Source organism: Acidobacteriota bacterium (genome assembly GCA_016196035.1).
In the GTDB taxonomy this organism is placed as follows: domain Bacteria; phylum Acidobacteriota; class Blastocatellia; order RBC074; family RBC074; genus JACPYM01.
The window spans coordinates 39,478-65,013 of the sequence record JACPYM010000035.1; the positions used below are offsets into that span (position 1 = coordinate 39,478).

15 protein-coding genes are annotated in these 25,536 nt (G+C 60.0%); 7 read left to right on the forward strand and 8 right to left on the reverse strand.

The features are described 5' to 3' along the window. Positions 1–354: 354 nt before the first annotated feature. The 8 genes from HY011_12695 to HY011_12730 form a co-directional block, all read right to left on the reverse strand. A complete protein-coding gene (locus HY011_12695; protein MBI3423788.1) occupies positions 355–1,416 on the reverse strand; it encodes a hypothetical protein in 1,062 nt (353 codons plus the stop codon). Positions 1,417–1,484: 68 nt separating this feature from the next. Beyond that, a complete protein-coding gene (locus tag HY011_12700; GenBank protein ID MBI3423789.1) occupies positions 1,485–1,739 on the reverse strand; it encodes a type II toxin-antitoxin system RelE/ParE family toxin in 255 nt (84 codons plus the stop codon). Next, positions 1,729–1,935 carry a hypothetical protein gene (locus tag HY011_12705; protein ID MBI3423790.1) on the reverse strand — a complete coding sequence of 69 codons (207 nt, stop codon included), beginning with the start codon at positions 1,933–1,935 and terminating at the stop codon, positions 1,729–1,731. The genes HY011_12700 and HY011_12705 overlap by 11 nt, the downstream gene beginning before the upstream one ends. Before the next feature lie 50 nt (positions 1,936–1,985). Then, positions 1,986–3,449 carry a sigma-54-dependent Fis family transcriptional regulator gene (locus HY011_12710; GenBank protein MBI3423791.1) on the reverse strand — a complete coding sequence of 488 codons (1,464 nt, stop codon included), beginning with the start codon at positions 3,447–3,449 and terminating at the stop codon, positions 1,986–1,988. Between the two features lie 125 nt (positions 3,450–3,574). Continuing rightward, on the reverse strand, positions 3,575–3,808 hold the full coding sequence (locus HY011_12715) for a hypothetical protein (GenBank protein MBI3423792.1): 234 nt from the start codon (positions 3,806–3,808) through the stop codon (positions 3,575–3,577). 4 nt (positions 3,809–3,812) lie between these two features. After that, entirely contained in the window at positions 3,813–4,046 is a 234-nt protein-coding gene (locus HY011_12720) for a hypothetical protein (GenBank protein ID MBI3423793.1), read from the reverse strand. Positions 4,047–4,064: 18 nt separating this feature from the next. Further along, positions 4,065–5,942, reverse strand: coding sequence for a HAMP domain-containing protein (locus HY011_12725; protein MBI3423794.1), 1,878 nt, complete (start codon positions 5,940–5,942; stop codon positions 4,065–4,067). 170 nt (positions 5,943–6,112) lie between these two features. Further along, complete coding sequence (locus HY011_12730; GenBank protein MBI3423795.1) at positions 6,113–7,039, reverse strand: hypothetical protein; 927 nt, start codon at positions 7,037–7,039, stop codon at positions 6,113–6,115. Between the two features lie 151 nt (positions 7,040–7,190). On the opposite strand from HY011_12730, the gene HY011_12735 reads away from it, so the two are divergent. The 7 genes from HY011_12735 (at position 7,191) to HY011_12765 (ending at position 25,502) form a co-directional block, all read left to right on the forward strand. Continuing rightward, entirely contained in the window at positions 7,191–8,294 is a 1,104-nt protein-coding gene (locus tag HY011_12735; protein ID MBI3423796.1) for a hypothetical protein, read from the forward strand. Between the two features lie 635 nt (positions 8,295–8,929). After that, entirely contained in the window at positions 8,930–12,172 is a 3,243-nt protein-coding gene (locus HY011_12740; GenBank protein ID MBI3423797.1) for a CHAT domain-containing protein, read from the forward strand. A gap of 386 nt (positions 12,173–12,558) precedes the next feature. Next, positions 12,559–18,198, forward strand: a complete 5,640-nt coding sequence (locus HY011_12745) for a putative Ig domain-containing protein (GenBank protein MBI3423798.1) — start codon at positions 12,559–12,561, stop codon at positions 18,196–18,198. Between the two features lie 311 nt (positions 18,199–18,509). Beyond that, positions 18,510–19,622, forward strand: coding sequence for a carboxylate-amine ligase (locus tag HY011_12750; GenBank protein MBI3423799.1), 1,113 nt, complete (start codon positions 18,510–18,512; stop codon positions 19,620–19,622). Positions 19,623–19,756: 134 nt separating this feature from the next. Continuing rightward, positions 19,757–22,177 (forward strand): tetratricopeptide repeat protein, encoded by a 2,421-nt coding sequence (locus tag HY011_12755; protein ID MBI3423800.1) that lies wholly within the window; start codon positions 19,757–19,759, stop codon positions 22,175–22,177. Positions 22,178–22,473: 296 nt separating this feature from the next. Continuing rightward, the gene (locus HY011_12760; protein ID MBI3423801.1) at positions 22,474–24,399 is read left to right on the forward strand and encodes an SUMF1/EgtB/PvdO family nonheme iron enzyme; all 1,926 of its coding nucleotides are present in this window, start codon (positions 22,474–22,476) and stop codon (positions 24,397–24,399) included. Between the two features lie 101 nt (positions 24,400–24,500). After that, entirely contained in the window at positions 24,501–25,502 is a 1,002-nt protein-coding gene (locus HY011_12765) for an Rpn family recombination-promoting nuclease/putative transposase (protein ID MBI3423802.1), read from the forward strand. Positions 25,503–25,536: the final 34 nt, after the last annotated feature.

Genomic DNA, 25,536 nt, shown 5'->3' on the forward strand with positions numbered 1-25,536 from the left:
CTAGCCCTGGGAGCGCAGGCATCCGTGCCTGCTGGGAAAAAGTTGCGCCGCGTTCCTTTTTCTCAGCTTTGCCTCGGCCTAGATCGGCTTTCACTTCACTGTGCGGGAAAACCGCGCAGCAGTGCGGTACCGCGCGCGTGAGCAAGCGGAGGTTTGGCGGTTCAGCCAATGGCACAAGCTTGTCGCACCGCTTGCTCACACGCGCGGTACCGCACCAGCGCCATCTGCCCCCGTATACGCAATTGCAAACCGATCTAAGTGGCGCTGCGGAAGCCACGCAGCTTCTTTTACAGCAGGCACGGATGCCTGCGCTCCCAGTATCCTGCCCATCCTGTCAAAATTTACCTGGACGGTTCAGACCGCTTCATTTGCCGAAGCTGACTGCAAAAACGCCAGCGTCTCTTCCTGCTTCGCCTTTGTCCATGCCGTCGCCGGATCGCTGCCGCGCGCCGACCACAGGAACGCCGCCGGGTAGCCTTTTTCAGCAACATTCGCCAACCGGTGCTGAATCGTTTGCTGCAAGCCTTGCCGTTTCAACTCCGGCCAATCACGTTCGACAGCCGAAGCAAATTCGCCGATGAAGCAGGGGTATTCGCCGGAATAGCTATGCTCCGGCAGCTTGCGTTTGTTTTGCGCGTAGTAGTGAAACTGGTGCAGCGTCACACCCAAACCGGGCGAATCCCATTCGGCCAGCGTCTCGTGATGCGCAAAGCCGATAGTCGAACGAAAGGCATTTTTGGAATTGATGCGCCGGACGCCTTCGGCAATGAAATCGCGCATGATTTCTTGCGGCACTTGCTGTTTGTCATCCGCCGGGATTTGTGACGGCGCGAGGTTGCGCGGATTGGTGCACCACTCCGGCTCGTTGATCAATTCCCACGCATAAATCGTGTCTTTGTATTGGGCCGAAATTTCCAGCAACGGTTCCAGCACGCGGTCAAAGAAGGCTTCGCGTTTGGCCGGGTCAATCACGATGTCGGCGCGGCCTTGTTTGACGACAGGCGTGTTCGCGACCGGCTCACCTGGAAAGCCCCAATGAAAATCGAGCAGCACCGGAACGAATTTCAGCTTCAAGTCGGCGCAGGTTTCGAGCACAAAGGCGAAATCCTCGAACAACTGCGGATAAAACGGATGCGCTGCGGGCAAGACTTCGGCGTGCCAGCGCTGGTCTTCCAACTGCGGCGCGTCTGGCCCGAAGCCGTAATTCGTGCCATCGCCCAGCACGAACCAGCGCACAGCGAAAAGGCCCATTGCAGCGAATTGCGACAAATCAGCCACGATGTCGCGGCGTTGTTGCGCACGCCATTCAGCCACCGGCTTGCCGCCCGTCCAACCCGGCGGCGGATCGCCGAAATCCCAGCCGTAATTGATCCAGGGATAGTTGATGCCAACTTGTAGCGAAGGGTTTTGGATCATAGTGTGCGGAGTCAGGAATAAGAACTTGTAATTACAGGACTGTGCAGTGTGTCGAAAACGCTGCGCGATTAATCGTATGTGTCACGAATCCGGCCAATGTGAATAATGGTAATGCTCTGCCGTTCGTCATCAATTTTGTAGACCACTCGGATATTACCTACACGCAAATGCCAACCGTCGCGTCCGACAAGATAAAGACAACCGTATGGCTTTGGCTCTTTGGCGAGAGCCGTTATGGCATCGCGCACGTGCAGATAATCTTCGGCTGGCAACCGTCCGAATTGATCCAACGCGTAGTTGGTGAGGAGCAAGCTATAAATCATTTCGGCTGCTTTCGATCTCTTTTATCGCTTGCTCAAAAGGAATCAATTTGCCCGGATTGACCATTGCCTCGTCGAAGGCGCGGATGGCGTCGGTCATTTCCAACTCGGCCAGCATTTTTTGATAGGTTTCAATATCCAGGATCACCGCTGTGCGGTTACCTTGTGTATCCGTAACAAACTGGGTTTTTGCTCCGATCATTGCCTTTTCTCCTAAAACTCAGGATTGCTGCTGCGATTCTCTCTCAATCAACCTTCCACATTCAATTCGTTAATCAGCCGGTGCAAATACTGGCGGCTGATCTTCAGCCGGTGCGCCGCTTCAGACCGCGAGTTATTGCATTCGCGCAGGGCCTGCCGCACCAGATCGCGTTTGAGCGATTGAATTGCCGTCTCAAACGACAGGTCGGGCGGCAGCGCGTCGTTGATGAGCGCGACGCCCAATGTCGGCTGGTTGGCGGCGATGGGCACGATGGTGCCGCTGCCCGATGGCGTAGACGATGTGACGGGCGCGGCGCTCGATTCGGCCAGCACTTTGTTGGGCAGCACGGATTCATCCATGACGGGCGCAGTGCTGATGACGACGGCGCGTTCGATCACGTTTTCCAGTTCGCGGATGTTGCCGGGCCAGCGGTAATTTTGCAGCCGGTTCAAAAACGCGGGCGTGAAGCTGGGCGTATTGCGCCCGTGTTTGCGCGCCGCCTTGAGCGCGAAATGATTCGCCAGAATCGGCACGTCGTCCGGGCGTTCGCGCAACGGCGGCAGTTCCAGATTGACGATGTTGAGGCGGTAATAAAGATCGGCGCGGAACTGACCGTTCTCGACCATCTCTTCCAGATTGCGATTGGTCGCGGCGATGACGCGGATGTCCACGGTCAGCAATTCCTTGCCACCCAGGCGCTCGAATTGGCGTTCTTGCAGCACGCGCAACAGCTTGACCTGCATCGCCGGCGTGAGTTCGCCGATCTCATCCAGAAACAAGGTGCCGCCGTCAGCGAGTTCAAAACGGCCTTGCCGTCGCGTCTGCGCGCCGGTATAGGCACCTTTCTCGTGGCCGAAAAGCTCCGATTCGATCAGCGATTCGGGCAGGGCGGCGATGTTGCAGGCGATGAACGGCTTCGTCGCACGCGGGCTGGTGTTGTGTATGAAGCGCGCCAGGACTTCTTTGCCGGTGCCCGATTCGCCGGTAATCAGCACCGTCGCGCTGGTGTCGGAAACGGCGTGCGCCTGATCCAGAATGCGCGTGAGCGCCGGGCTGGAACCAACGACATCGTGTTTGCTGCGGTCTTCGCTGCGTAGCGCGATGTTGTCTTGGTAAAGCCGGTAAAAATTAGCGGCGCGGCGGACGATATATTCAACTTGTTCGACGTTGAAGGGTTTCTGGAAGAAATCATAAGCGCCTTTCTGAATAACCACTTTGATCGCGGTTTCGTGCTCGTCGTCACCAGAGATCACGATGACTGGCAGCGCGGGGTTGAGACGGCGCGCGGCTTCGAGCACCCCCAAGCCCTCACTGATGTCTTGATCGTTGGGCGGCATATGCAAGTCGGTCAACACCACATCCACGAGTTCGCGTTCGAGAATTTGGATGGCCTGAGTACGTGAGGAAGCTTGCAGCACGTTATAGTTTTCTTCGAGCGCCCAGTAGAGTTGGTTGCGAATGGCTTGCTGGTCGTCAATGACAAGGATGGTTTGTTTGAGTGGGTCGGACATTTTTGGGTCGGTAGTCAGTGGATAGTAGTCCGTGAGTAATAGGCAACTTGTTTATCGCGTTTTCTTTTCCACTAGCCAAGCCGCGAACGGCTGGGTTAGTGAAAAGGTGGTGAGTGGCGATGTACTCAAGCCGCCTGTAACAGGGCTTGTTCTACTGCTGGTGCGAACTCCGCAAAGATGAAATAGGACGCCGGATAAAGGTAATCTTCACCCTCGTCGTCAATTACACGGAGGTAGTTTGACTTGGCCGCCTGCTCGTCGGGCAAGACCTGATAAATACGCCGTGGCGTTAGCAACGTGTCGTTGTCAGCGTTGATGCAGATAACAAATCGCGTTGCTTGGTGTGGTTGATTTGTCATAAGTCTAATCCAGAAGACGTTTGATTCTCATCAGCCTTTTGCCAATGCCGTGTGCTTCGAACCAGTGGAGTTCGGCGTGATGCGTCGTTCCATCTATTAGGCGAACCGTTGCAATTCCTTTGCGCTTGCGCCAGCGTGCATTGCCAAAGCGCTTCCGCAATACAGGCAAGATGCGAATGCCGCTGCCTGTAGCGATAGTTTCAATATCCGTGATTAAGCCGATAATTTCAAAGTTCATGGCTGGCTACCCCAGCGGCTATACAGTCATCACCTGTTTCTCCGCAACCTTACCTTGCTCCGCCTGCAACGGCAACGTGATCCGAAATTCCGTCCCCACATCCACCTGACTATTCACATCAATGCGTCCGCCGTGCTGTTCGATGATTTCGCGGCAGGAGTACAGGCCCAGGCCGATGCCTTTTTTCTTGGTGGTGGCGAAGGGCTGGAAGAGGCGGTTGCGCATGAACTCTTCGGTCATGCCTTTGCCGGTGTCGCCGACTGAAAGGAGGGCCTGGCCTTTCTCGATGCCGGTCAGGATGAAGAGGGTGCCGCCATCGGGCATGGCTTCGAGGGCGTTGATGACGAGGTTTTCGATGACGCGCTCGATGGCTTTGCCGTCGGCGATGGCCATGACGCTGGGCGTGAGTTTGGCGGTGATGTTGTATTTGCCGGTGGCCTGTTTGGCGGTGCGCTGTAGGACGCGCTCGACCAGATGTGTGAGGTCGGATTGTTCGCGCACACGTTTGGTGGGTGTGCGCGGGTCTGAGAGTTTGGCAACCAGGTTGGTCAGATTCTCCACCGTGTCGGAAAGCGTGCGCATGGCGTCTTCGCGGAAGCCTTCGCGGTGGAATTTCTTTTCCATGTTCTTGACCAGCAACGAGAGCGAGAGGATTTGGTTCTTCAAGTCGTGAGTCAGTACAGCAGAGAGGCGGGCGAAGGATTCGAACTGTTTCTGTTCGCCCTCCTTGCGCAACATCTCGCGCAACTTGGCGGCCATGCGGTTGAAGGCGTGGGCCAGCACGCGCGTTTCGTCGTTGGTGCGCACGACGATCTGGTGGTTGAGATCGCCTGAAGCGATGGCTTTGGCGCCGACGGTGACGCGGCGAATCGAATTGGTGATGTTGCTGATCAGATAATAGACCGTGAGCGCCGCAACGGTCGCCAGCAAGGTCGTCACCAGCAGCATCACGGCGCTGTTGCGTTCGAGATCGGCGATGGCCTGGTCGTAGCGTTCGAGGATGATGATCGAAAGCTTGGGCGCGGTCGTGTGTATGCGGCGGCGCAAAATCCAATCGTCCCACTGCTGGTCTTCGCGGCCTGCGTCCAGCATTTGCGCGAGCGGTGTTTGCAAGGCCGGAAAAGCTTTGGCGTAAGGCTGGCCGAGCAACGCCGCGTCATTGGCGTAAAGCACCGCGCCTTGCGGACTGAGGATGATGCTTTCGCGCCAGGTCGCGCCAGTTGGGCGGCTGGCGCTGGTTTCTCCCTGGGCTGAATAACGCGGCTGAATTCCCGGCGGGCCTGCCGCGTCACGCAACAATGGATTCACGCGCACTTTGGCCGCCAACGCGCCGGGGGCGGTCTTGTCATCGGCTTGCAAGGGCACCAGCAGCCAGAGATAGGCGCCTTGCGGCGCTTCGATGATTTCGGAAACGTGGACGGTTTGCGTGGTCAGGAAGGCGGCCAGGCTGTTGAATTTGTCTTCGGCGGCCAAATCGCCGCTGGCAAAAAGCGGTTGCGGGATGCCGTAAGCGTTCGTTTGCGTGTCGAGTTTGAAGACCGGCTCACCCGTCTGATTCAACGCGAGCAGGGTTTTGTAATGCTGTTGATGCGCCAGCAGGAACGCTGACAGTTCCAGCCGCAATTGGCTGTCGGGCAAGGTGCGATTGTTTTGCGTCAGCAGGTTGGCGTAAATCCGCAACGGAGCTTGTTGCGTCAATTCGGTCAAGCGTGTTTGCTGTTCCTGCACGGCGCGGTCAAGTTGTTCTGAGATTTCGCGCGCCCGATTGTTGGCGTCGCGCCGCAACATCGAAGTGATCGTGCCGACAGCCGTGCCCTGCCAACGCGCCCAGAGCAAAAACATCGGCAGGATGGCGAAGACAAAGACGACGATAACAAGCTTGGCGCGAATGGGCATAAAGTCAGGCAGTCTGGGAAGCCTTGAGAAGTCCGATGAAGTCTGGAGCAGTCTGGTGAAGTCGCAGCCGCTGCGCTGCTTTGCGTGACTATAAAAGCAGAAAGTCTGGAAAGGTTTCGGCGGACTTCCCAGACTTTTCAAGACTGCGCTGGACTTCGCCAGCCTTTGTTTTACTGCTTGGCCGTTTCGGACGGCTTGTTGGCATTTTCGGCCAGAAAGCTTTTTTCTTCCATCTGTACGTTATACGCCACCTCGATCACCTTGCGCTCCTCAATCACCTTGTCGTTGGCATACACGCGAATGCTGCGGGGGACAATCGTATTTTGCACCGGGAGGAAGTCCGTGAAATAGAGCCGGTATTTGACCGGCGCGGCTTCGGGCGCAGGCTGCTCTTCATAATGCAAGTAGATGATGCGTCCGGTGCGACGGCTGATTTCGTAGCGCGTCTTGGTGCCGGAAGGCAGCGTCATCTCAACCAAATCCGTTTCGATGGGGCCGATTTTATTGTTGCCGACGAGTTCGAGCTTTGCCTCGTTTTCTTTATAACGGAGCAGTGCTTCGTAGCTGTGTTCGTGCGCCGCGCGAAAGGCGCGGACGGTTTCGGCGCTCGGCTCCTGCACTTCGCCGTTGCTGATGCTCCAGGTTTTCTGGCCGTCAAACCCCAGCAAATAACGTGTGCCCGGCAGGTCGAGATCAATCAGAATCAAATCTTCGGCGAGTTTGGGTTTGCGCAGGAATTTGCTGGTGATGCGGCCTTCGCGTTCGCCTTCGGGCGTGAAGAATTTGACGTTGGCGCGCATCGTTCCGTTTTTCTGAATCGTCTGCATCACGGGGCGGCTGCCATACGCGTAAATGGCCCGCTCGACCAGGTCTTCCGGTTTGACGTTTTTGGGTAAGGGTTTCGCCGTCTCCTGTTTGGCTGCTTCCTGTTTACCCGTTTCTGGTTTAGCAGTTGGCGGTTTAGAAGCTGGCGACGTGGCCGGTTGCTGAACGGGTTTGGCAGGAGCGGCCTGTGACCGCGCCACTGCATTACCGCCAGCCAAGAGCAGGCCCAGGGCCACACAAAGTATGCCGCGCTGTTGGTTGTTAAGAATCATTTCGTTTGACACCTCTAAATACGCTACCTAGACTGCACGTTTTAATTTTCCAGATCATAGCCTACTGAACGTGCCTGCCGCTACCCCTTGCGCACACAGGGGGCGGGCAGGGCAGCAAACATACAAGCAATTAATGCAATAGGAGAAGCGCATGAAAATCGGAATCCTGGTCGGCATGGAAAACACCTTTCCTCCGGCCCTGATCGAAAAAATCAACAGTCTGGACGCGGGCGTGACCGCCGAATACGTCACGATTGGCGGCGTCCGCATGGATCAGCCCAGCGAATACCGCGTCATTTTTGACCGCATCTCGCACGAAATCCCGTTCTATCGTTCGTACCTCAAACACGCCGTGCTCAACGGCACAATTGTCGTCAACAATCCGTTCTGGTGGTCGGCAGACGAGAAGTTCTTCGGCTATTCGCTCGCCAATAAACTCGGCCTAGCCGTGCCGAAAACGGTGCTGCTGCCGCAAAAGGCGTATATCAAAGGCGTCACCGATGCCAGCCTGCGCAACCTGGAATTTCCGCTCGATTGGGACGGCATTATTGAACACATCGGAATGCCGGCTTTCCTGAAACCGCACGATGGCGGCGGCTGGAAGGATGTTTACAAGGTGCATACGAAAGAAGAACTCTGGCAGGATTACGACCGCACGGGCACGCTGGCGATGACTTTGCAGGAGTTCATTGACTTCGACGTTTACACGCGTTGTTACTGTGTCGCGCGCAAAGAAGTGCTGGTGATGCCTTACGATCCCAAACATCGCCGCTACATTCCGCGCGACGAATACCATCTGCCGCAAGAACTGGAAGACCGCATGATCCGCGATACGATTTTGATCAACGAGGCGCTCGGTTACGATCTCAACACGGTCGAATTCGCAGTGCGCGACGGCGTGCCTTACGCGATTGATTTTACCAACCCCGCGCCCGATGCCGACATCTGGTCGGTGACCGAACCCTATCACCGCTGGGTGGTGGATGCCGTTGCGCGGATGCTGGTGGATTATGCGATCAACGGCGCGCCCACGCTCAAGCACCATCGTTGGCATCGCTTTCTCAATCCTGAGATCAACGAACAGCCGGTGCACCTGAGCGGCGCGGCCCAAATCGCGACTTCCGCCACGGCTGCGTTGTCCGCCATGGTGGATGAAATCAGCGAACCCGTGCAGCCCAAGCGCACGGTCAAGAAGGCCGCCGGCGAAGTCAAAAAGCCCGCGAAGGCGGCGAAGAAGGCCGTCAAGAAAGACTGACGAGCGCGTCAGCAAATCGTCTGAGCCGTAGAGTGAGCCTGTGGCTAAAACGCAGGCTCACTCTACGGCTTTTTTCGTGTCTGCCTCAGCGTTATCCCGCCCATTTCCTTTCACCTGATTTTGCGCAGTAATGTTCAGCCCTCCTACGCCACCATTCAGTGGACAAAACTGGCAGCAGTCCGTGAAAAGCTAGATCGGTTTTCACTTCGGTGTATGGCAAAAGCCGCGCAAGCGGGACAGTACCGCGCGCGTGAGCAAGCGGCGCTTCGGCGTTGCGCCAGTCCAGCTGTACTTGACGCGCCGCTTGCTCACACGCGCGGTACTGTCCCGGCGCGGCGCGCCTACCGTACACGCAAATGAAAACCGATCTAAGCTGCTGCCCTCGCTCAAGTGTTCGGAATGGAAAAGGGAAGGGTGCCGTGATGAGTGGTGAAATTCGTAAGGCTTGCCGTGTGGCAGTGAACATCCAACTGCCGCAAAAAAATGCTTCCTGTAAAAAAAACGAGACCCCTCCTGGGAGCGCAGGCATCCCTGCCTGCTGGAAAAGAAGCCACGTAGCGCGCCTTTTTCCAAATCTAAAGCGGGCGGAATACTTGGTTAAGGAAGCTGCGCGGCTTCTTTTCCAGCAGGCAGGGATGCCTGCGCTCCCAGGGGACAAGCAGCGCTTTACCAGTCCGGGAAAGTTTACGGGAAGAAACTTCGTGCAGTTGCGTGCGTGGCGTTGTGTGTTTGTTACTGCGCTGGTTTGTTCATGGTTTGCCTTGGGCAGTGGGCTGGGTTGGCTGTCTGTTCACGCCAACGACTTCGCCGAATTGGTCGTGGGTCAACCGGTTGAAGCGGTGCTGACCGGCAGCGAGCCGCACAGCTACCCGCTGGCGCTCATGGCGGGTCAATACGTCGAAGCGGTCGTCGAGCAGCGCGGCGTGGATGTGATCGTGACCTTGCAAGGGCCGGACGGCAAGGCTCTGGCGCAATTCGATACTGACAAGCGCCCACGCGGCAGAGAGGTCGCGGCGCACATCGTCAATGCCACCGGCGCCCACCGGTTATTGGTCGAGACGCGCGCCACTGAGGTCATGGCGGGGCAATACACGATTCAGCTTGTCGCCCTGCGCGCAGCCACCGCGCAAGATCGCAGCTTGCAGGAAGCGCGCAGCCAAAGCGCTGAGGTGCAGCGTTTGATCAGCGCCGGAAAATTCCCCGAAGCACAACCCTTGGCGGAACGCGCGTTGGCTGGGCAGGAACAGGTGCTGGGGCCAGCACATCCCGAAGTCGCCTCCGCGCTGACCCGCTTGGCCACGATCTTGCGCAACCGGCGCGAACTGGCGCGGGCCGATACGCTCAATCAGCGGGCGCTGGCGATTGCGGAAAGCACGCCGGAGCCGGGGCATCCCGACCTGGCGCAAATTCTCAGCGAGATGGGCGCGCTCGCGTTGTCCCGCGCCGATTTCGTGAAGGCCGAGCCGTTCTATCAGCGCGCCATTGCGATTTGGGAGCAAACCTTGGGGCCAAATCACCCCAACGTCGCCAAAGGTCTGAGCAATCTGGCCTCCGTTTACGGCCAACGCGGGAATTACGCCAAAGCGGAACCCGCCTTGCGCCGCGCGCTCGCCATTCGCGAACAAGCTTTGGGGGCAGAGCATCCCGATTTGAATGTCACGCTCACCTTGCTGGGCAATGTTTATTTCGCGCAGAAACGTTACGACCAAGCTGCGCCGTATTACCAACGTGTGTTGCGCGTGCTGGATCAAGCACCCGCCCAGGCCAATCCGCAACAACTCATCCCGGTGCTCAACAACCTGGCAAGTATTTATACTGAGCAAGGCAAATATGCGCAGGCCGAAAGCCTGTATCGCCGCTTGCAGCCGTTGCAGGAAAAAACGCTGGAGCCGAATCATCCGCAAACGTTGATGACGCAATTCAATCTTGCCACGCTCGCCGCCTATGAGGGCGATTTTGCGCGCGCGCAGCAACTGCATCAGCGCGTGCTGTTGTTGCGCGAACAGACCTTGGGGCCGGATCATCCGGACGTGGCGAATTCCTTGCGCAACCTGGCGCACGTTTACACGGCGCAAGGCGCACTGACACAAGCCATCACCACGCTGGCCAGAGCCAATGCAGTCATCGAACGCAATCTCGCCTACAACCTGACGGTGGGGTCGGAAAGCGCCAAGCGCGCTTATCTCGACACGGCGGCGGAAGAGACCGACCGGGCCATCTCGTTGCATCTGCGTGCCGCGCCCAAGGATGCCGAGGCGCAACGGCAGGCGCTGACGGTGATCTTGCAACGCAAAGGTCGCGCGCTCGACGCGATGGTTGACAGCCTGGCGAACTTGCGCCGCCGCGCGACGCCGGAAGACCGCGCCCCGCTCGATCAATTGAAAACCGCGCGCACCGAAATCGCCCGCCAGTCATTGGCTGGGCCGCCCGCGCGCACTCCGCTGGCCGAACACCGCGCGCGCATCAAGGCCCTGGAAGAGAAACGCGAGCAACTCGAAGATCAAATCAGCCGCCGCAGCGCCGAGTTGCGCGCCCAAACGCAGCCCGTCACTTTAGCCGCCGTGCAAGCCGCCATCCCCAGCGAAGCGGCCTTGATCGAATTCGCCAGTTTCCGGCCTTTCAACGCCCGCTATACCAAACAGAGCGAAGCTTATGGCGCGCCGCGTTACGTGGCCTATGTGTTGCGCCACACGGGCGAGCCGCAAGCGCTGGAACTCGGCGATCAGCAAACGATTGATGCGGCGATTGAACGCTGGCGCAAAGCCTTGCGCGATGCGCATGCAACCGAGGTCAAAAAATATGGGCGCGCGGTTGACCGGTTGGTGATGCAACCGTTGCGTCCCTTGCTGGGGCAAACGCGCCGCGTCTTGCTTGCGCCGGACGGCTCATTGAATCTGATTCCCTTTGCGGCGCTGGTGGATGGGCGCAACGAATACCTGATCAAGCGCTACCATTTCAGCTATCTGACCAGCGGGCGCGACTTGCTGCGGTTGCAGGTCAAACAGCCGAGCCGGCAGGGCGCATTGATCATCGCCAATCCGGATTTTGGCGAAAGCGCCGCGAATGCTAGCTCGACGCAGCGCGCGCTGGTGGCGCGTCCCGTGATTGCGCCGGCGGAGGATGGCGTTTCGATCCTTTCGGTCGCCTTTTTCCCCGCCTTGCCGGGCACGGCGGGTGAAGCTGCGGCGCTCAAGGAACTCTGGCCTGATGCGGCGGTTTACAGCGCGCAGCAGGCCACCGAGACGCAACTCAAACAGGCCGACGGCCCCGCCATTTTGCACATTGCGACGCACGGTTTCTTTTTACCGGATGCCACACCAGGCACGCGCTCAGCCGCAGCCGACCCGCTGGCGCGCTTGCAACTCGACAATCCGCTGCTGCGTTCGGGGCTGGCGTTGGCCGGGGCGAATCAGCTCAAAGGCGGGCCCACTCAGGAAGACGACGGCATTTTTACCGCGCTCGAAGCCGCTGGACTCGATCTGTGGGGCACGCGCTTGGTTGTGCTCTCGGCCTGCGACACGGGCGTCGGCGAAGTGAAAACCGGCGAGGGCGTTTATGGGTTGCGCCGGGCGTTGGTGCTGGCCGGTTCAGAGACGCAGGTGATGAGCCTCTGGCCGGTGTCGGACGCCGTCACGCGCGACATGATGATTGCCTACTATCGCGGTTTGCAGCAGGGCGAAGCGCGCGCCGCCGCCTTGCAGCAGGTGCAGTTGCGCATGCTGGAACGCGCCGAACGCGGGCTGACGCCCGATGGCCGCAAGCAGCACCCGCAACGCGCGCGCGATTACAGCCATCCGTTTTACTGGGCCAGCTTTATCCTCTCCGGCGAAGACGCCAAGCTGGATTGGCAGGGCGGTTCTCAATTGTCCATTCGCTAGAGCGGTTTTCACTTCCGTGTATGGGAAAACCACTGAACGGTGGGACGGTACCGCGCGCGTCAGCAAGCGGAGGCGATGCCTTTATACCAAATCGCCTAACTTGACGCGCCGCTTGCTGACGCGCGCGGTACTGTCCCTACACGCTGCCCGCAAATGCAATTGTACCCTGATGCAATGTAAAGAGTTCGTAAAGGGCTGGTTAAGCGTCAGTAAAAGAGCCTCAGCCGTGTGTAATCAAACAGCCGCTCCGCTCACTTAAGGCGTAGTGTGCAGCATTCCCCGCCCGCGCTTCAGCGGCGTCACGTAACACACCGATCTTCCAAAGGCTTTGGCCGAAGGCTATGGCCCCGCCCGCCTTCGACCCGACAACTCTAAAAGGTAATGCCATGCAAAATGCCCTCCCACGTGCGTTTTTGGTTACGCTGCTTTGCGCAGCGTTGATGCTGATGGTTTGGAGTCTTCAGCCCGTGCCTTGGCGTGTGGCCAAGTCCGCCGCCGCGTTCAACGTCATCACTGTCACGACCGCCAATGACGTTTACGGCGAAGATGGTCATTGCTCGTTGCGCGAAGCCATCGAAGCGGCCAATACCAATACGGTAGTTTGGGAATGCGCCGCCGGGGTCAGCGGCCTGGATACGATTCAATTCAATCTGGGCACGGGGACGCCGGTGATTAACGTGTCCATGTCCGCCTTACCGAACATCACCGAGCCGCTGTTGATTGATGGCGCGACGGGCGGCGCGACGCGGGTGGAGTTGAATGGTTTGGGCGCGGGGGCCGATGCCAGCGGATTGGTGGTTGACGGCGGCGGTACGACGATCAAAAGCCTGGTCATCAACCGCTTCACCGCTTTTGGGATTTACGTGCGCAGCAGCGGCAATGTGGTGCGGGACTGTTACATCGGCGTCAACGCGGCGGGCACAACGGCGCTGGGTAACATGTATGACGGCATCGTGCTCGAAGGCGCTGACGGCAACACCCTCGGTGGAACAGTTGCGGGACAAGGCAATATGATTGCCGGCAATGGCAACAACGGCGTGATTCTGACCGGCTCGTCGAACAATCTGATCCAGGGCAATTTCATCGGCACGAACGCGGCGGGGGCGGCGCTGGGCAACGGCCAGGACGGCGTTCATCTGGATAGCATTGACGCGCCTTCGACCGGCAATACGCTGGGCGGCACGGCAACCGGGGCGGGCAATACGATTACCTTTAACACCGGCAATGGGGTACTGCTCCAGGACAATGCGACGCTCAACAACCGCCTCGCGTCCAATCTGATTTTTTCCAATAGCCTGTTGGGGATTGACCTTAAATCCGACGCCAAGTTCAGCGGCCAGACAACCGCCAACGATGCAGGCGATCCCGACACGGGGCCGAACAATGTGCAAAACTTTCCGGTGCTGGCATCCGTGAGCGCCACAGGCACGATCAGCGGCACGCTTGACAGCACGGCGGGCAACAGCGCTTATCCGGTGCGGCTCGAATTTTTTGCGAACGCCGCATGCGCTGCCAGCGGCAACGGTGAGGGCGAAGTCTATTTGGGTTCAACGACGCTCGCCGCGCCGGGCAGTTTCACCTTCAACGCCACACTGGTCGCGGGCAAGAATTTCATCACGGCGACGGCCACCGACAACAACGGCAATACGTCTGAATTTTCGGCCTGCCGTATGGTGACGCTCAACAACGCGCCGACGATCACAGCCAGTTCGCCACTGGCGCGTCAGCAGGCCAGCCCCGGCTTCAATTCCCAAATTGCCACCGTCTCCGATGTTGAACAGGCCGCCGGTACGCTGACGGTGTTGGCCAACGACGAAACGCTTTTCACGCTCAATGGCGTGACCATTTCCAACCTCGCCGTCAATGCCAGCGGCCAGGTGACAGCGGACTTGGTCGCCTCGTGCACAGCCACCGACGCCACCTTTACGCTGAAGGTGATTGATAGCCTGGGTGCGTCGAATACGGCGGCGCTGACGATCAACGTCACGGACAATGGGTTGCCCGTGTTGAATTACGCCGCGCAAACGGTGGCGGCGGGCGCGGCGTTGACGGTGAGTCCCGCGGCGGGGCCGAACGATAACGGTGCGGTCAGCACGATTGCCTTGCTCAGTCAGGGCACGTATACGGGAACGATCAGCGTCAACAACGGCACGGGCGTTGTTTCGTTCAGCAATGCGAAGCCGGGCGGGACGCATACGATCACTCTGCGCGTAACCGACAATTGTGGTGCCTCCACCGATGCCTCCTTCTCGTTAGAAGTGACCTGCCCGACAATCTATCTAGGCCCGGCAGACTTGCCCAGCGGCACGACGACGGCGGCTTACAGCGAGACGCTCACGGCCAATGGCGGCGTGGGGCCATACACCTTCAGCACGGGCCGCGACCCGTTGCCGCCGGGATTGAGTTTGTCTTCGAGCGGCTTGCTGAGCGGTACGCCCAGCTCGGCGGGCGTCTTCAATTTTGTCGCCGTCGCGACGGACGCGAATGGTTGCGTGGGAAATCGCGCGTACACCCTGCTGGTCAATTGCGTTACGTTCACGCCAACCAGCCATGACTTCGATGAAGTCGGCGGCACGGGGACGATCAATCTCAGCGCGCCCGGCGGTTGCACCTGGACGGCGGTCAGCAATGCCGCCTGGATCACTGTCACCGGCGGCGCGAGCGGCGCGGGCAATGGCACGGTCAGCTATACGGTCGCGGCGAACGCGGGCAACGCACCGCGCACCGGCACGATCACCATCGGCAACAATCTTTTTGCCGTGGAGCAAGACGCGCCCGGCGTCGAACTGGAAGAGGATTTAGGCAACGGACTTCCGCCCGGTTGGACGGTGGTGGATGAAGGCGTGGGCGGCGGCAATGCGGCCACCTGGACGACGGCCAATCCTTGCAGCCAGTCGTTTCCGTCGTTGATCAATGGCCCGTTTTTGAGCGTGGATGTCTCGTGCTCCGGCCCGGGTTCCGTGCAGGATGAATTTTTGCTCCTGCCGCTGCTCAATCTCAGCGGCGCAGGGCGCGTGGTGCTGCAATTCAGCACGCAATTCAAATTGGATTTGGGGCCGACGCACACCGGCGATGTGGATGTCAGCCTGAATGGCGGCGCGAGTTGGGTCAATGTTCTGCGCTTGCAAACTGCCGATGCCACGCCTGTCACGAAAAGCGTTGACCTAACCAGCGCCATTGCCGCCAGCCCTGCCAACGTGCTGCTCCGGTTTCATTACTACGGGCAATTACCAGCCCGGCCCGGCGCGGGCAAAGGGGGGAATCGGCCCACCGGCGGCACCGATGTCATCTGGCCGATTGATAACGTGGTGCTGCACAGTTACGCCATTGACCCGGCCAGCGTGAACGTGGCCGTGGCGGGCGGCAGCGGTAACATCAATGTCCAAGTCGCCAGCAACACCGTTTGGACGGCGCAAAGCAACGTCGGTTGGATTACGGCGCTCACGACGGGCGGTACCGGCAGCGGCTCGGCGGCCTATCGCGTGGACGCCAATCTGACCGGCGCGCCGCGCACGGGCACCATGTTTATCGCGGAAAACGTCTTCACGGTGAATCAAGCGGCTTGCACGGCGCTGGCGTTGACGCCCACCAGCCTGAACAACGGCGCGCTGGGCACGACATTCAACCAGTCGCTGAGTGCCAGCGGCGGCACGGCTCCTTACGACTACTCCATTCTCAACGGCGCTTTGCCCAACGGCGTCAGCTTTACGGCGGGCGGCGTGCTGTCAGGCACTCCCACGCAAACCGGCGCGTTCAATTTCACCGTCAAGGCGCAAGACGCGGTCGGTTGCACGGGCACGCAGGCCTATACGTTGACGATCAATTGCCCGGCCCTCAGCGTGAATCCCGCGACACTTGGAGCCGCCACAGCAGGCGCTGCCTTCAATCAAACGTTCACGCAAACCGGCGGCACGGGGGCAATTGCCTGGAGCTTCACGGGCACGCTGCCTGCGGGGTTGACGCTGAATGCCGCGACCGGTGAATTGGCTGGGACGCCCAGCGTGACAGGCAATTTCAGTTTCACCATCACTGCCACCGATGCCAACAACTGCACGGGCAGCCGCGCCCTTTCGCTGACGGTCAACTGTCCGACCATCACGCTGACGCCCGGCAATCTAACCAACGGCGGTGTCGGCCTGCCCTATAACCAAACGATTTCAGCCAGTCCGGCGGGCGCGTATAGCTACACTGTGACGGCGGGGAACTTGCCTGCGGGGCTGACGCTCAACAGTTCGACAGGCGTGCTCAGCGGTACGCCCAGCACGGCGGGCGCGGCGAATTTCACGATCACGGCCACCGGCTTTGGCGCCTGTGTGGGAAGTCAGGCGTATGCACTGACCACCAATTGCCCGGCCATCACCGTGAATCCGGCGACGCTGGGAGCGGGCACGGCGGGTACCGCATTCAGCCAGACGTTTACGCAAACCGGCGGCAGCGGCACGATTATTTGGAGTTCCACCGGCGCGCTGCCTGCGGGCCTGACGCTGAACGCCGTGACCGGTGAACTGGCCGGAACGCCCACCGTGGCGGGCAATTTCAGTTTCAACATCATCGCCACGGACGCCAACAACTGCACGGGCAGCCGTTCACTTTCACTGACGATCAACTGTCCGGCCATCACGCTGACGCCCGCCACGCTGTCCTCCGGCTCCGAAGGCGCGCCTTACAGCCAGGCCCTGACGCAAACCGGAGCGACGGGCACGGTGACGTGGAGCGTCAGCGCGGGCACGTTGCCCAACGGGCTTTCGCTCAACGCGGGGAGCGGGTTGCTCTCCGGTTCAACTTTGGCGGCGGGCACGTTTAACTTCACGGTGCGCGCCACAGGCGGCAATGGTTGTTTCGGCGAGCGGGCCTATGCGTTGGTGGTGGCGAATTGTCCGGCGCTCACACTCACGCCCGGTTCGTTGCCGAATGTTCGTTTGGGCAATGCCTACAGCCAGACGCTGACGGCCAGCGGCGGTCAAACGCCCTATGCCTTCAGCGTGACGACAGGCATCTTGCCGACGGGCGTCACACTTGCCACAAATGGATTGCTGGCCGGGACGCCCACGCAAAGCGGGACATTCGCATTTACGGTGACGGTGCGCGATGCCAATCATTGCAGCGGCACGCTGAGCTACACGCTGATGGTCGAACGTGGGTTGGTACAAGCCGATTTCGATGGAGATGGGCGCACCGATCTGAGTGTTTGGCGGCCTGGCAACGGGGCCTGGTATTCCCTCAACAGTTCCAATGACGCCGCGCGGGTACAGAGTTGGGGCGCGGGCTATGCGCCGTACAACGACGTCATCGTGCCGGGCGATTACGATGGCGACGGCAAAACCGATTACGCCGTTTGGCGCGGGCAGACTTCGGTTTGGTACATACGGCCCAGCGCCACGCCGGAGGCGCCTATCCTACGCGAATTCGGGGCGGCTTATGCGCCCTACTTCGATGTGCCGGTGCCGGGCGATTATGATGGCGATGGCAAGACCGACATCGCGGTTTGGCGGCCCACCACGGGGACTTGGTTTGTGTGGAAGAGTTCCGATGGCGGCTATCTGATCACGGCTTGGGGCACACAGGGCGACATCCCGGTGCCCGGCGATTACGATGGCGATGGCAAGACCGACATCGCGCAGTGGCGGCCCAGCGACGGCGTCTGGTACATCAAAAACAGCAGCGGCGGAACGCAAATCATTGAATGGGGCGCGGGGGTTGCGCCGTACTTTGATGTGCCCGTGCCCGCCGATTATGACGGCGACGGCAAGACCGATTGCGCCGTTTGGCGGAAACAGAGCGGCACCTGGTATATCCGCCAGAGCGCGGATGCGAAACCCCTGGTGCAAGCCTTTGGCGCACCCTACGCGCCATATAACGACCTCGCCGCGCCGGGCGATTACGACGGTGACGGGAAAGCCGATATTGCCGTGTGGCGGTCATCCGACGGCAATTGGTATGTGCTGCGCAGCTCGACCGGCACGGCTTTGGTGAAAGCCTTTGGCCAACTGGGCGACATGCCGGTGCCAGCCAGCGGGGCGCGCTAAACGAGAATTGCAGATTGCGGATTGGCGTAGCGGGACGGTACCGCGCGCGTCAGCAAGCGGAGGGGTGGGGTGCTCGGCCAATGGCATAAGCTTGACGCGCCGCTTGCTGACGCGCGCGGTACCATCCCGGCACAAGGCGCTCCCGTAAACACAATTGCAAACCGCTCTAGTGAATCCGCAATCCGCAATCTTGCTTCACCTCAGCAAAAGCCTTACCATCGCGGCGCTTTTCAAACGTTCGTTGCCCGCAGACGCTGTCAATTCGTAGGCAATTCAAATTTCAACCAAGCTCGAAAAGGGGGACTGCGCCGATGCCGTTCGACAACGCCTTCACACTCGGAATTGAAGAGGAATTTCAGATCATTGACCCCAACACGCGCGAGTTGCGTTCGCGCGTCAACGAGATGCTCGAAGAGGGTCAGATGATCCTGGGCGAACAGGTCAAACCTGAAATGCACCAGTCCATGATCGAAGTCGGCACCGGCATCTGCGCCAACATCAAAGAAGCGCGTGCCGATGTGACTCGCTTGCGCCGCACCATCGGCGAACTCGCGCAACGCCAGGGTCTGGCGTTTGCCGCCGCCTCGACCCATCCGATTTCGCACTGGCAAGACCAGGAGATCACCGAACACGAACGCTATTCGCAAATGATCGAAGAGTTGCAGCAATCGGCGCGCGCGCTGCTCATCTTCGGTATGCACGTCCACGTCGGCATGCAGGATCGCGAAGCCGCTATCGCCGTGATGAACGCCGCGCGCTATATGCTGCCACACGTTTACGCGCTCTCGACCAGTTCGCCGTTCTGGATCAAGCGCAACACGGGGATGAAAAGTTACCGTTACGAAGTTTTCAAACAATTCCCACGCACGGGCATTCCCGAATACTTCAGTTCGGTGGGCGAATTCGACAACTTCGTCAACCTGCTGATCAAGACGGGCTGCATTGATAACGGCAAAAAGATTTGGTGGGACGTGCGCCCGCATCCGTTTTTCCCGACGCTTGAGTTCCGCATCTGCGACATCCCGACCAAGGTGGACGAAACCATCGCCATCGCCGCGCTCATTCAGGCCATCGTCGCCAAGCTTTACAAACTCCATCGGCAAAATTTGAGCTTCCGGCTCTATCGCCGCGCTTTGATCGAAGAGAACAAATGGCGCGCGGCCCGTTACGGCCTGGACGGCAAGATGATTGATTTCGGTAAGCGTGCAGAAGTGCCCACGCGCGCGTTGATTAAAGAGTTGCTCGAATTTGTAGATGACGTGGTGGATGACCTGGGCAGCCGCGACGAGATCAATTACATCTACACGATTCTCGACAACGGCACGAGCGCCGACCGCCAGTTGCGCGTGTACCGCGAATCGGGCGGCGACCTGCAAGCCGTGGTGGATTTGCTGAAGAAAGAAACGCTGGAAGGCGTGATGTAACGGGCGCACGGCAAAAATAGGATTGCCACGGAGGCACAGAGCCACAGAGAGTTTCAAAAGAATACTCTGTGTCGCTGTGCCTCTGTGGCAAAGAGCCAGCGGCGGCCGCTCCTGTTAGGCCAGAAAATTTACCGATGAAGAAAGGGCTGACCATCAGTTTTACCTTGCTTGCTTTTGGAGCGCTGGCGCTGGTGCTGCTGCGCTGGCTGTTGCCACTGATGGGCCTGGCGGGCGCGGGCAATGAAATGATTCAACCGCTCGAAGGCTTATTGCCTTGGCTGGTCTGGGTCTTGATTGCGGCGCTGGCGTTGTTGTTGATCAATCTGCGCTGGGATCGCATTTTTCGCGGGAAAAAAGCGCGCCGGCTGGTGGATGAAGCCGAAGAATGGAGCGACGATTTCCGCATTGGCAATGACGCGCCGCTGACGCGGGCACAGCCGCCCGCGCCGCCACAACACCCCGTGCCCGCCATCCCGCGCTCAAAAGTCCGGCTCTTTCCCGAACAACTCGAACCGGTCGAACGCCAGGAAGCCGTGCCTGTGGCCGCCGCTACGCCGCCGCCCGCGACAGAAAAGGCCCGCGAGCTGCCCGGCCCCGCACCTGCGTTGCCGCCGCCCGCCGCGCCGCTGCCCAAAACCCGCGACCGCGTCACGGTGGCCTTTGCCGAAGAACCTGAATCCCAAGTCGTGGCCTTGCCGAATTCCGGCGCGCTGAGGCCGCTCGACCCCCGGCAGGAAGCCGACACGATCACCCCTTCGGACATTGCCAAAGCCGCCACCATGGCCCAAACCGAGAGCCTTTCCACCACCTACCACCAGCTTCCGCCACGGCCTGAAGCCTTCACCGGGCGCGCCGCCGCGCTGGTCGCGTTGGATAGCGCGCTCATCCGTCACGCGCAACTGCTGCTGCACGGCCCTGGTGGCATTGGCAAAACCGCGCTGGCCCTGGCGCTGGCACAGCAACTGACACCGCACTATCCCGACGCACAGTTTTATCTCGACCTCAGAGGCACCAGCGCGCATCCGCTCACGACCACCGAGGCGCAAACGCAATTGCTGCGCGCGCAACCACACCACCTGCCCGCTGATTTGCCGGCGGCATATCAAGCCGCCTTCGCGGGCAAACGCGCCTTGCTCGTGCTCGATAACGTCGCTGATTTGCAACAACTACAACCGCTGCTGCCGCCCGAAGATTGTCTGGTCATCGTGACCGCGCGCCAGCCGCTGACCTTGCCCGACGCCTTCGCGCTCAAGCTCGAACCGCTCAGCGCCAACGAGGCCACCGAACTGTTAAGCCGCCTCGTTCCGCGTTGCGCCGAAGCCGCCGCCGCTCTCGCGGAACCTTGCGGCGGGCTGCCCCTGGCCTTGCGCCTGGTGGCCAGCGCGCTGGCCCAGCATCCTGAACTCACCGCAGCCAATTTCGCCGCCAAGTTCGCGCAACTCGTGACGCGCTTGCCTGACGCGACGCCCCTCGAAACGGCCCTGACGTTGAGTTACGAAATGCTCAGCCACGGCTTGCAAAAGCTCTGGCGCATGTTGGCCGTTTTCCCCGACACCTTTGACGTCACGGGCGCGGCGGCGCTCTGGACGCTACACCCCGAACGCGCGCTCAAAGCCTTGCACCGCTTGATGGAATTTGAATTGGTCGAAGGCCAACTCGCCACGGGCCGTTACCGCCTGCACGATCTCAAACACGCCTTCGCCGCCAAGCTGCTTTCCGAACCCGACCGCCAGGCCGCCCAGCAAAGCCACGCCGAGTATTATCAAAGCGTCCTGCACGAAGCCGACGCCCTTTACGAACAAGGCGGCGACGCCCTGCAACGCGGCCTCGGCCTAGTCACCCGCGACTGGCACAACATCCAGGCAGGTCAGGCGTGGGCCGCCGCCCACGCTGCCGCCAATCAAGCTGCCGCCGAATTGTGCGCCTCCTATCCCGACGCCGGGCGTTATGTATTGGAACTGCGCCAACCGCCACGCGAACGGCTGCGCTGGTGCGAAACCGCGCTCGCCGCCGCCGCCCGCCTGGGTCGCCACAAAGCCGAAGGCCGCCATCTGTTGGCAATGGGCCAAGCCTGTTTGCGCTTGGGCGAATACGAAAACGCCCGCCCGCATTTTGACCGCGCCCTGACCATCGCGCAGGAATTCACCGACCACAGCGGCACGGCGCGCGCCCTGAACGGCCTGGGCGCGCTCAGCTACGAAGCCGGTGAATTTGCCCGCGCGTTCGACCAACACACGCAAGCCCTCGAAGCCGCCCGTCTCGCTAACGACCCGCGTGCCGCCGCTCAAGCGCTCGGCGGTCAGGGCCTGGCGCACGCGGCAATGGGTATGCCAGATGAAGCGCAAGCCACATTTGAACTAGCACTCGCAATTACCCGCGAAATCGGCGATCTGGCCGGACAGGGGCAGGCGCACTTCCACTTCGCGCTGGCACATGAAAAGGCTGGTGAACGCGCCCAAGCCGTGGCCCAAGCGCAAACGGCGCTGGCGTTATTGCAGCAAGTGGAAAGCAATTTGGTTGACGCTGTGCGCGAGCAGCTTGCCCGCTGGCGGTAATTAGCTGAAGCGTGTGGAGAATTAGAACCCAAGCCTTCAATCAGTTGAAGAGGCAGTGCCACCTGGGTACGCACCGCTTCCAGCGTGCAGACTTGGCAGCGGACGGGGTTGGCCAGTAGTTCTGATTTGACGCCTGCACGCTGGAAGCGGTGCGTACCCAGGTGGCCTGCGCCTCCCGATGCAAACCGATCTAAGTCTAAAGAACGGATTCGTCAGTCCTCATTCACGAAATGCTATACTCCCGGCCGTGCGGGCCATTCCGCGCACGTCTCGCAAGCCGATAAAGGAGTCAAAGCGTGAAATTCAAATCCCTCATCACGATAATCGTGGCGGCGCTGGCCTTGGCGTGGCTGGTACCCCGCGCGGCAACTCAACCAGCGGGTCAACCAGCAGGGCAACAAGCAGGCAATGATCGGGGGCAAGGTGTGAAACCGCCCGCCGAGCGGCGCGTGGCGCTGGTGCTTGGCAATGGCGCGTATGCCGATAACTCGCTCGAAAACCCCGCCAACGACGCGCGTGGCGTGGCGGCGGCTTTGCGCGAACTCGGTTTCGAGGTCATCACCGACGTGGACAAAGACCTGACCGGGATGCGGCGCTTGATCCGCACCTTTGGTGAACGTTTGCGCGGCAGCAGTGTCGCGTTGTTCTTTTTCGCGGGGCACGGCGTGCAAGTGAACGGCGTGAATTACCTGATCCCCATCGGCCACCAGATTGAACGCGAGGCCGACGTGCGCCTCGAAGCTGTTTCTGCCGACGACGTGCTGGCGCAGATGGAAGAGGCTGGCACGGGCGTCAATCTGATGATCCTGGACGCTTGCCGCGACAATCCGTTCCGGTCGTTGCGTCGTTCGCAGGGGCAGCGCGGGCTGGCCCTGGTGACCGCGCCGTCGGGGACGTTGATCGCCTATGCCACCGCGCCCGGCAATACGGCGGCGGATGGCAAGGGGCGGCCCAACAGCCCGTATACGACCAATCTGTTGCAACACATCCGCACGCCGGGGCTGAAGATCGAAGACTTTTTCAAACGTGTGCGGCGCGGCGTCGAAGACCTGACCCAGCGCAAACAGACGCCGTGGGAAGCGTCATCACTGCGCGGCGATTTCTATTTTGCTGCGCCCCTGCCGGAGCCGCCAGTCAATCCGTTGCCGGTTTATAGCGGCGAGCAGGCGTATTGGCGCGCCATCGAAGACAGCAGCGATGCGCAGGATTTCCGCGATTACCTGAAGCAGCATCCGACTGGCGTTTATGCGAGTGCGGCGCGGGTGAAGCTGCGGCGGTTGGAAGCAGTGGCGAACACGAACAGCGCGCCGGTGACCAATCCAAATCCAACTGCCACGCCGCCGCCGAAACCTACGCCGACACCGGCGCCCGCGCTTGCCGACGCCAAAGTGGGTGGGCCGTCCGTGCGGTTGGTGGCCATGCCATTCACGACGGCGGAGGTGGATGCGGGCGGCATGGTGCGGAAGTTCGCGGGGCAACCAGCGCAGGGCTTTGTCGAGGAGTTGGGCAATGGTGTGAAGCTGGAAATGGTTGAACTGCTTGGCGGGACGTTCGACATGGGTTCTCCCAGCACGGAAGCGAATCATAACAGTGATGAAGTGGTGCGGCGCGGCGTGCGCATCAATGCGCTTTATGTTGGGCGCTATGAAGTGACGCAGGCGCAATGGAAGGCCGTGATGAGCAGCCTGCCGAAGGTCGGGTTTAGTGGCGATGATTTGCCAGTAGAGAGTGTGTCGTGGGAGGAGGCTGTCAAATTTTGCAAGAAGCTATCCGCGAAAACCGGGCGCGAGTACCGGCTGCCCACTGAAGCCGAGTGGGAGTATACGGCGCGCGCCGGGGCGCAAACGCCGTTTGCGTTTGGTGCAACGATTACACCGGAAATTGTCAACTACAACGGCAACTATCCCTATGGCAACGCGCCGAAGGGTAGTTACCGCGAGAAGACCGTGCCAGTAGGCAGCATGGGTGTGGCGAATGCGTGGGGTTTGTTCGATATGCATGGCAACGTGTGGGAGTGGTGTCAGGATTGGTATGGCACGTATGACGCGAAGCAATTCGATAATCCGAAGGGGCCGTCGTCGGGGCAGAGCCGGGTGCTGCGGGGCGGCTCGTGGAACTACAATGCAGACAATTGCCGTTCTGCTTCCCGCAGCAACAATCGGCCCGCCATCGACCTCAGCGATTTCGGTTTTCGTGTCGTTGTCTCTGCGAGGACTCAGTAACCCTCTGCCCTCTTACCCTCTTACTCTTTCACCTTATGCGCGAAGCGCCTGAAATTTTTGCGGGAGGCTTCAAGTTGAAGCGTCACCCGTAACCGAAACCAATGTCCGAGCTAACCAATCCGCCCGCCCGCTTTTTCAGAGACCTGCTGGCGCGGCCCGAAGCGGCGGCGGACTTTCTCAGCAACTACCTGCCACCGGAAGTCGTCGCGGTGCTCGACCTGGACGCGCCGGAATTGAGCAAAGACTCGTTCATTGACGCGGAACTACGGCAGCATTTCTCGGACTTGCTTTATCGCGTCAGGCTGAAGCGCGGCGGCGCGGCTTGCGTCTACGTGTTGTTCGAGCACAAGAGCACGCCGGATGGCTGGGTGGCCTTTCAGTTGTTGCGCTACTTGGTGCGGATTTGGGAGGCCGAGCAGCGCAACGGCGCGGCGCAATTGCCGCTGATCTTTCCGCTGGTCTTTTATCACGGGCCGGAGCCGTGGCGGGTCGCGCGCAACTTTTCAGCTTTGCTGGCCGGACACGATCTGCCGGAGTTGCGGCGGTATGCGCCGGAGTTCGAGTATCATCTGTGCGATCTGTCGGCTTACGGCGCAGACGAAATCAAAGGGCAAGTGCGCTTGCGCGTCTGGCTGCTGCTGCTCAAACATATTTTTAGCGAGCAGTTGGGCGCGAAGCTGCCGGAGATTTTGACGCTCCTGGTGCAGTCGCAGGAGCAGACGGCGCTGGAATACCTGCGCACGGTCTTGCGTTACGTTTCAGCCGCAGGGAAAATCACGCTGGCCGATTTGCAGGACGCTTTGACAGCGTCGCTGCCACAAGAAGAAGGAGGTCTGATGCAAACTTTAGCGGAAACCTGGGTTAAACAAGGGATTGAGCAAGGAATTGAGCAAGGAATCGAGCAAGTACGGCAAACCTTGAGTTCGCTCACGGTGCGGCAACTACAGCATCGGTTAGGCATTTTGGACGCGGAAACGCGCGCGCAGATTAGCGCCCTGCCGATTGAGCGACTCGAACAGTTGGGTGAAGCTTTGCTCGATTTCACCACGCGGGCTGAGTTGATTGTTTGGTTGAGTCAGCGCACGAGTGACAGCACAACCTGATCGCTGCTTCAGGCTGCGCTGACCCGCAAGCGCC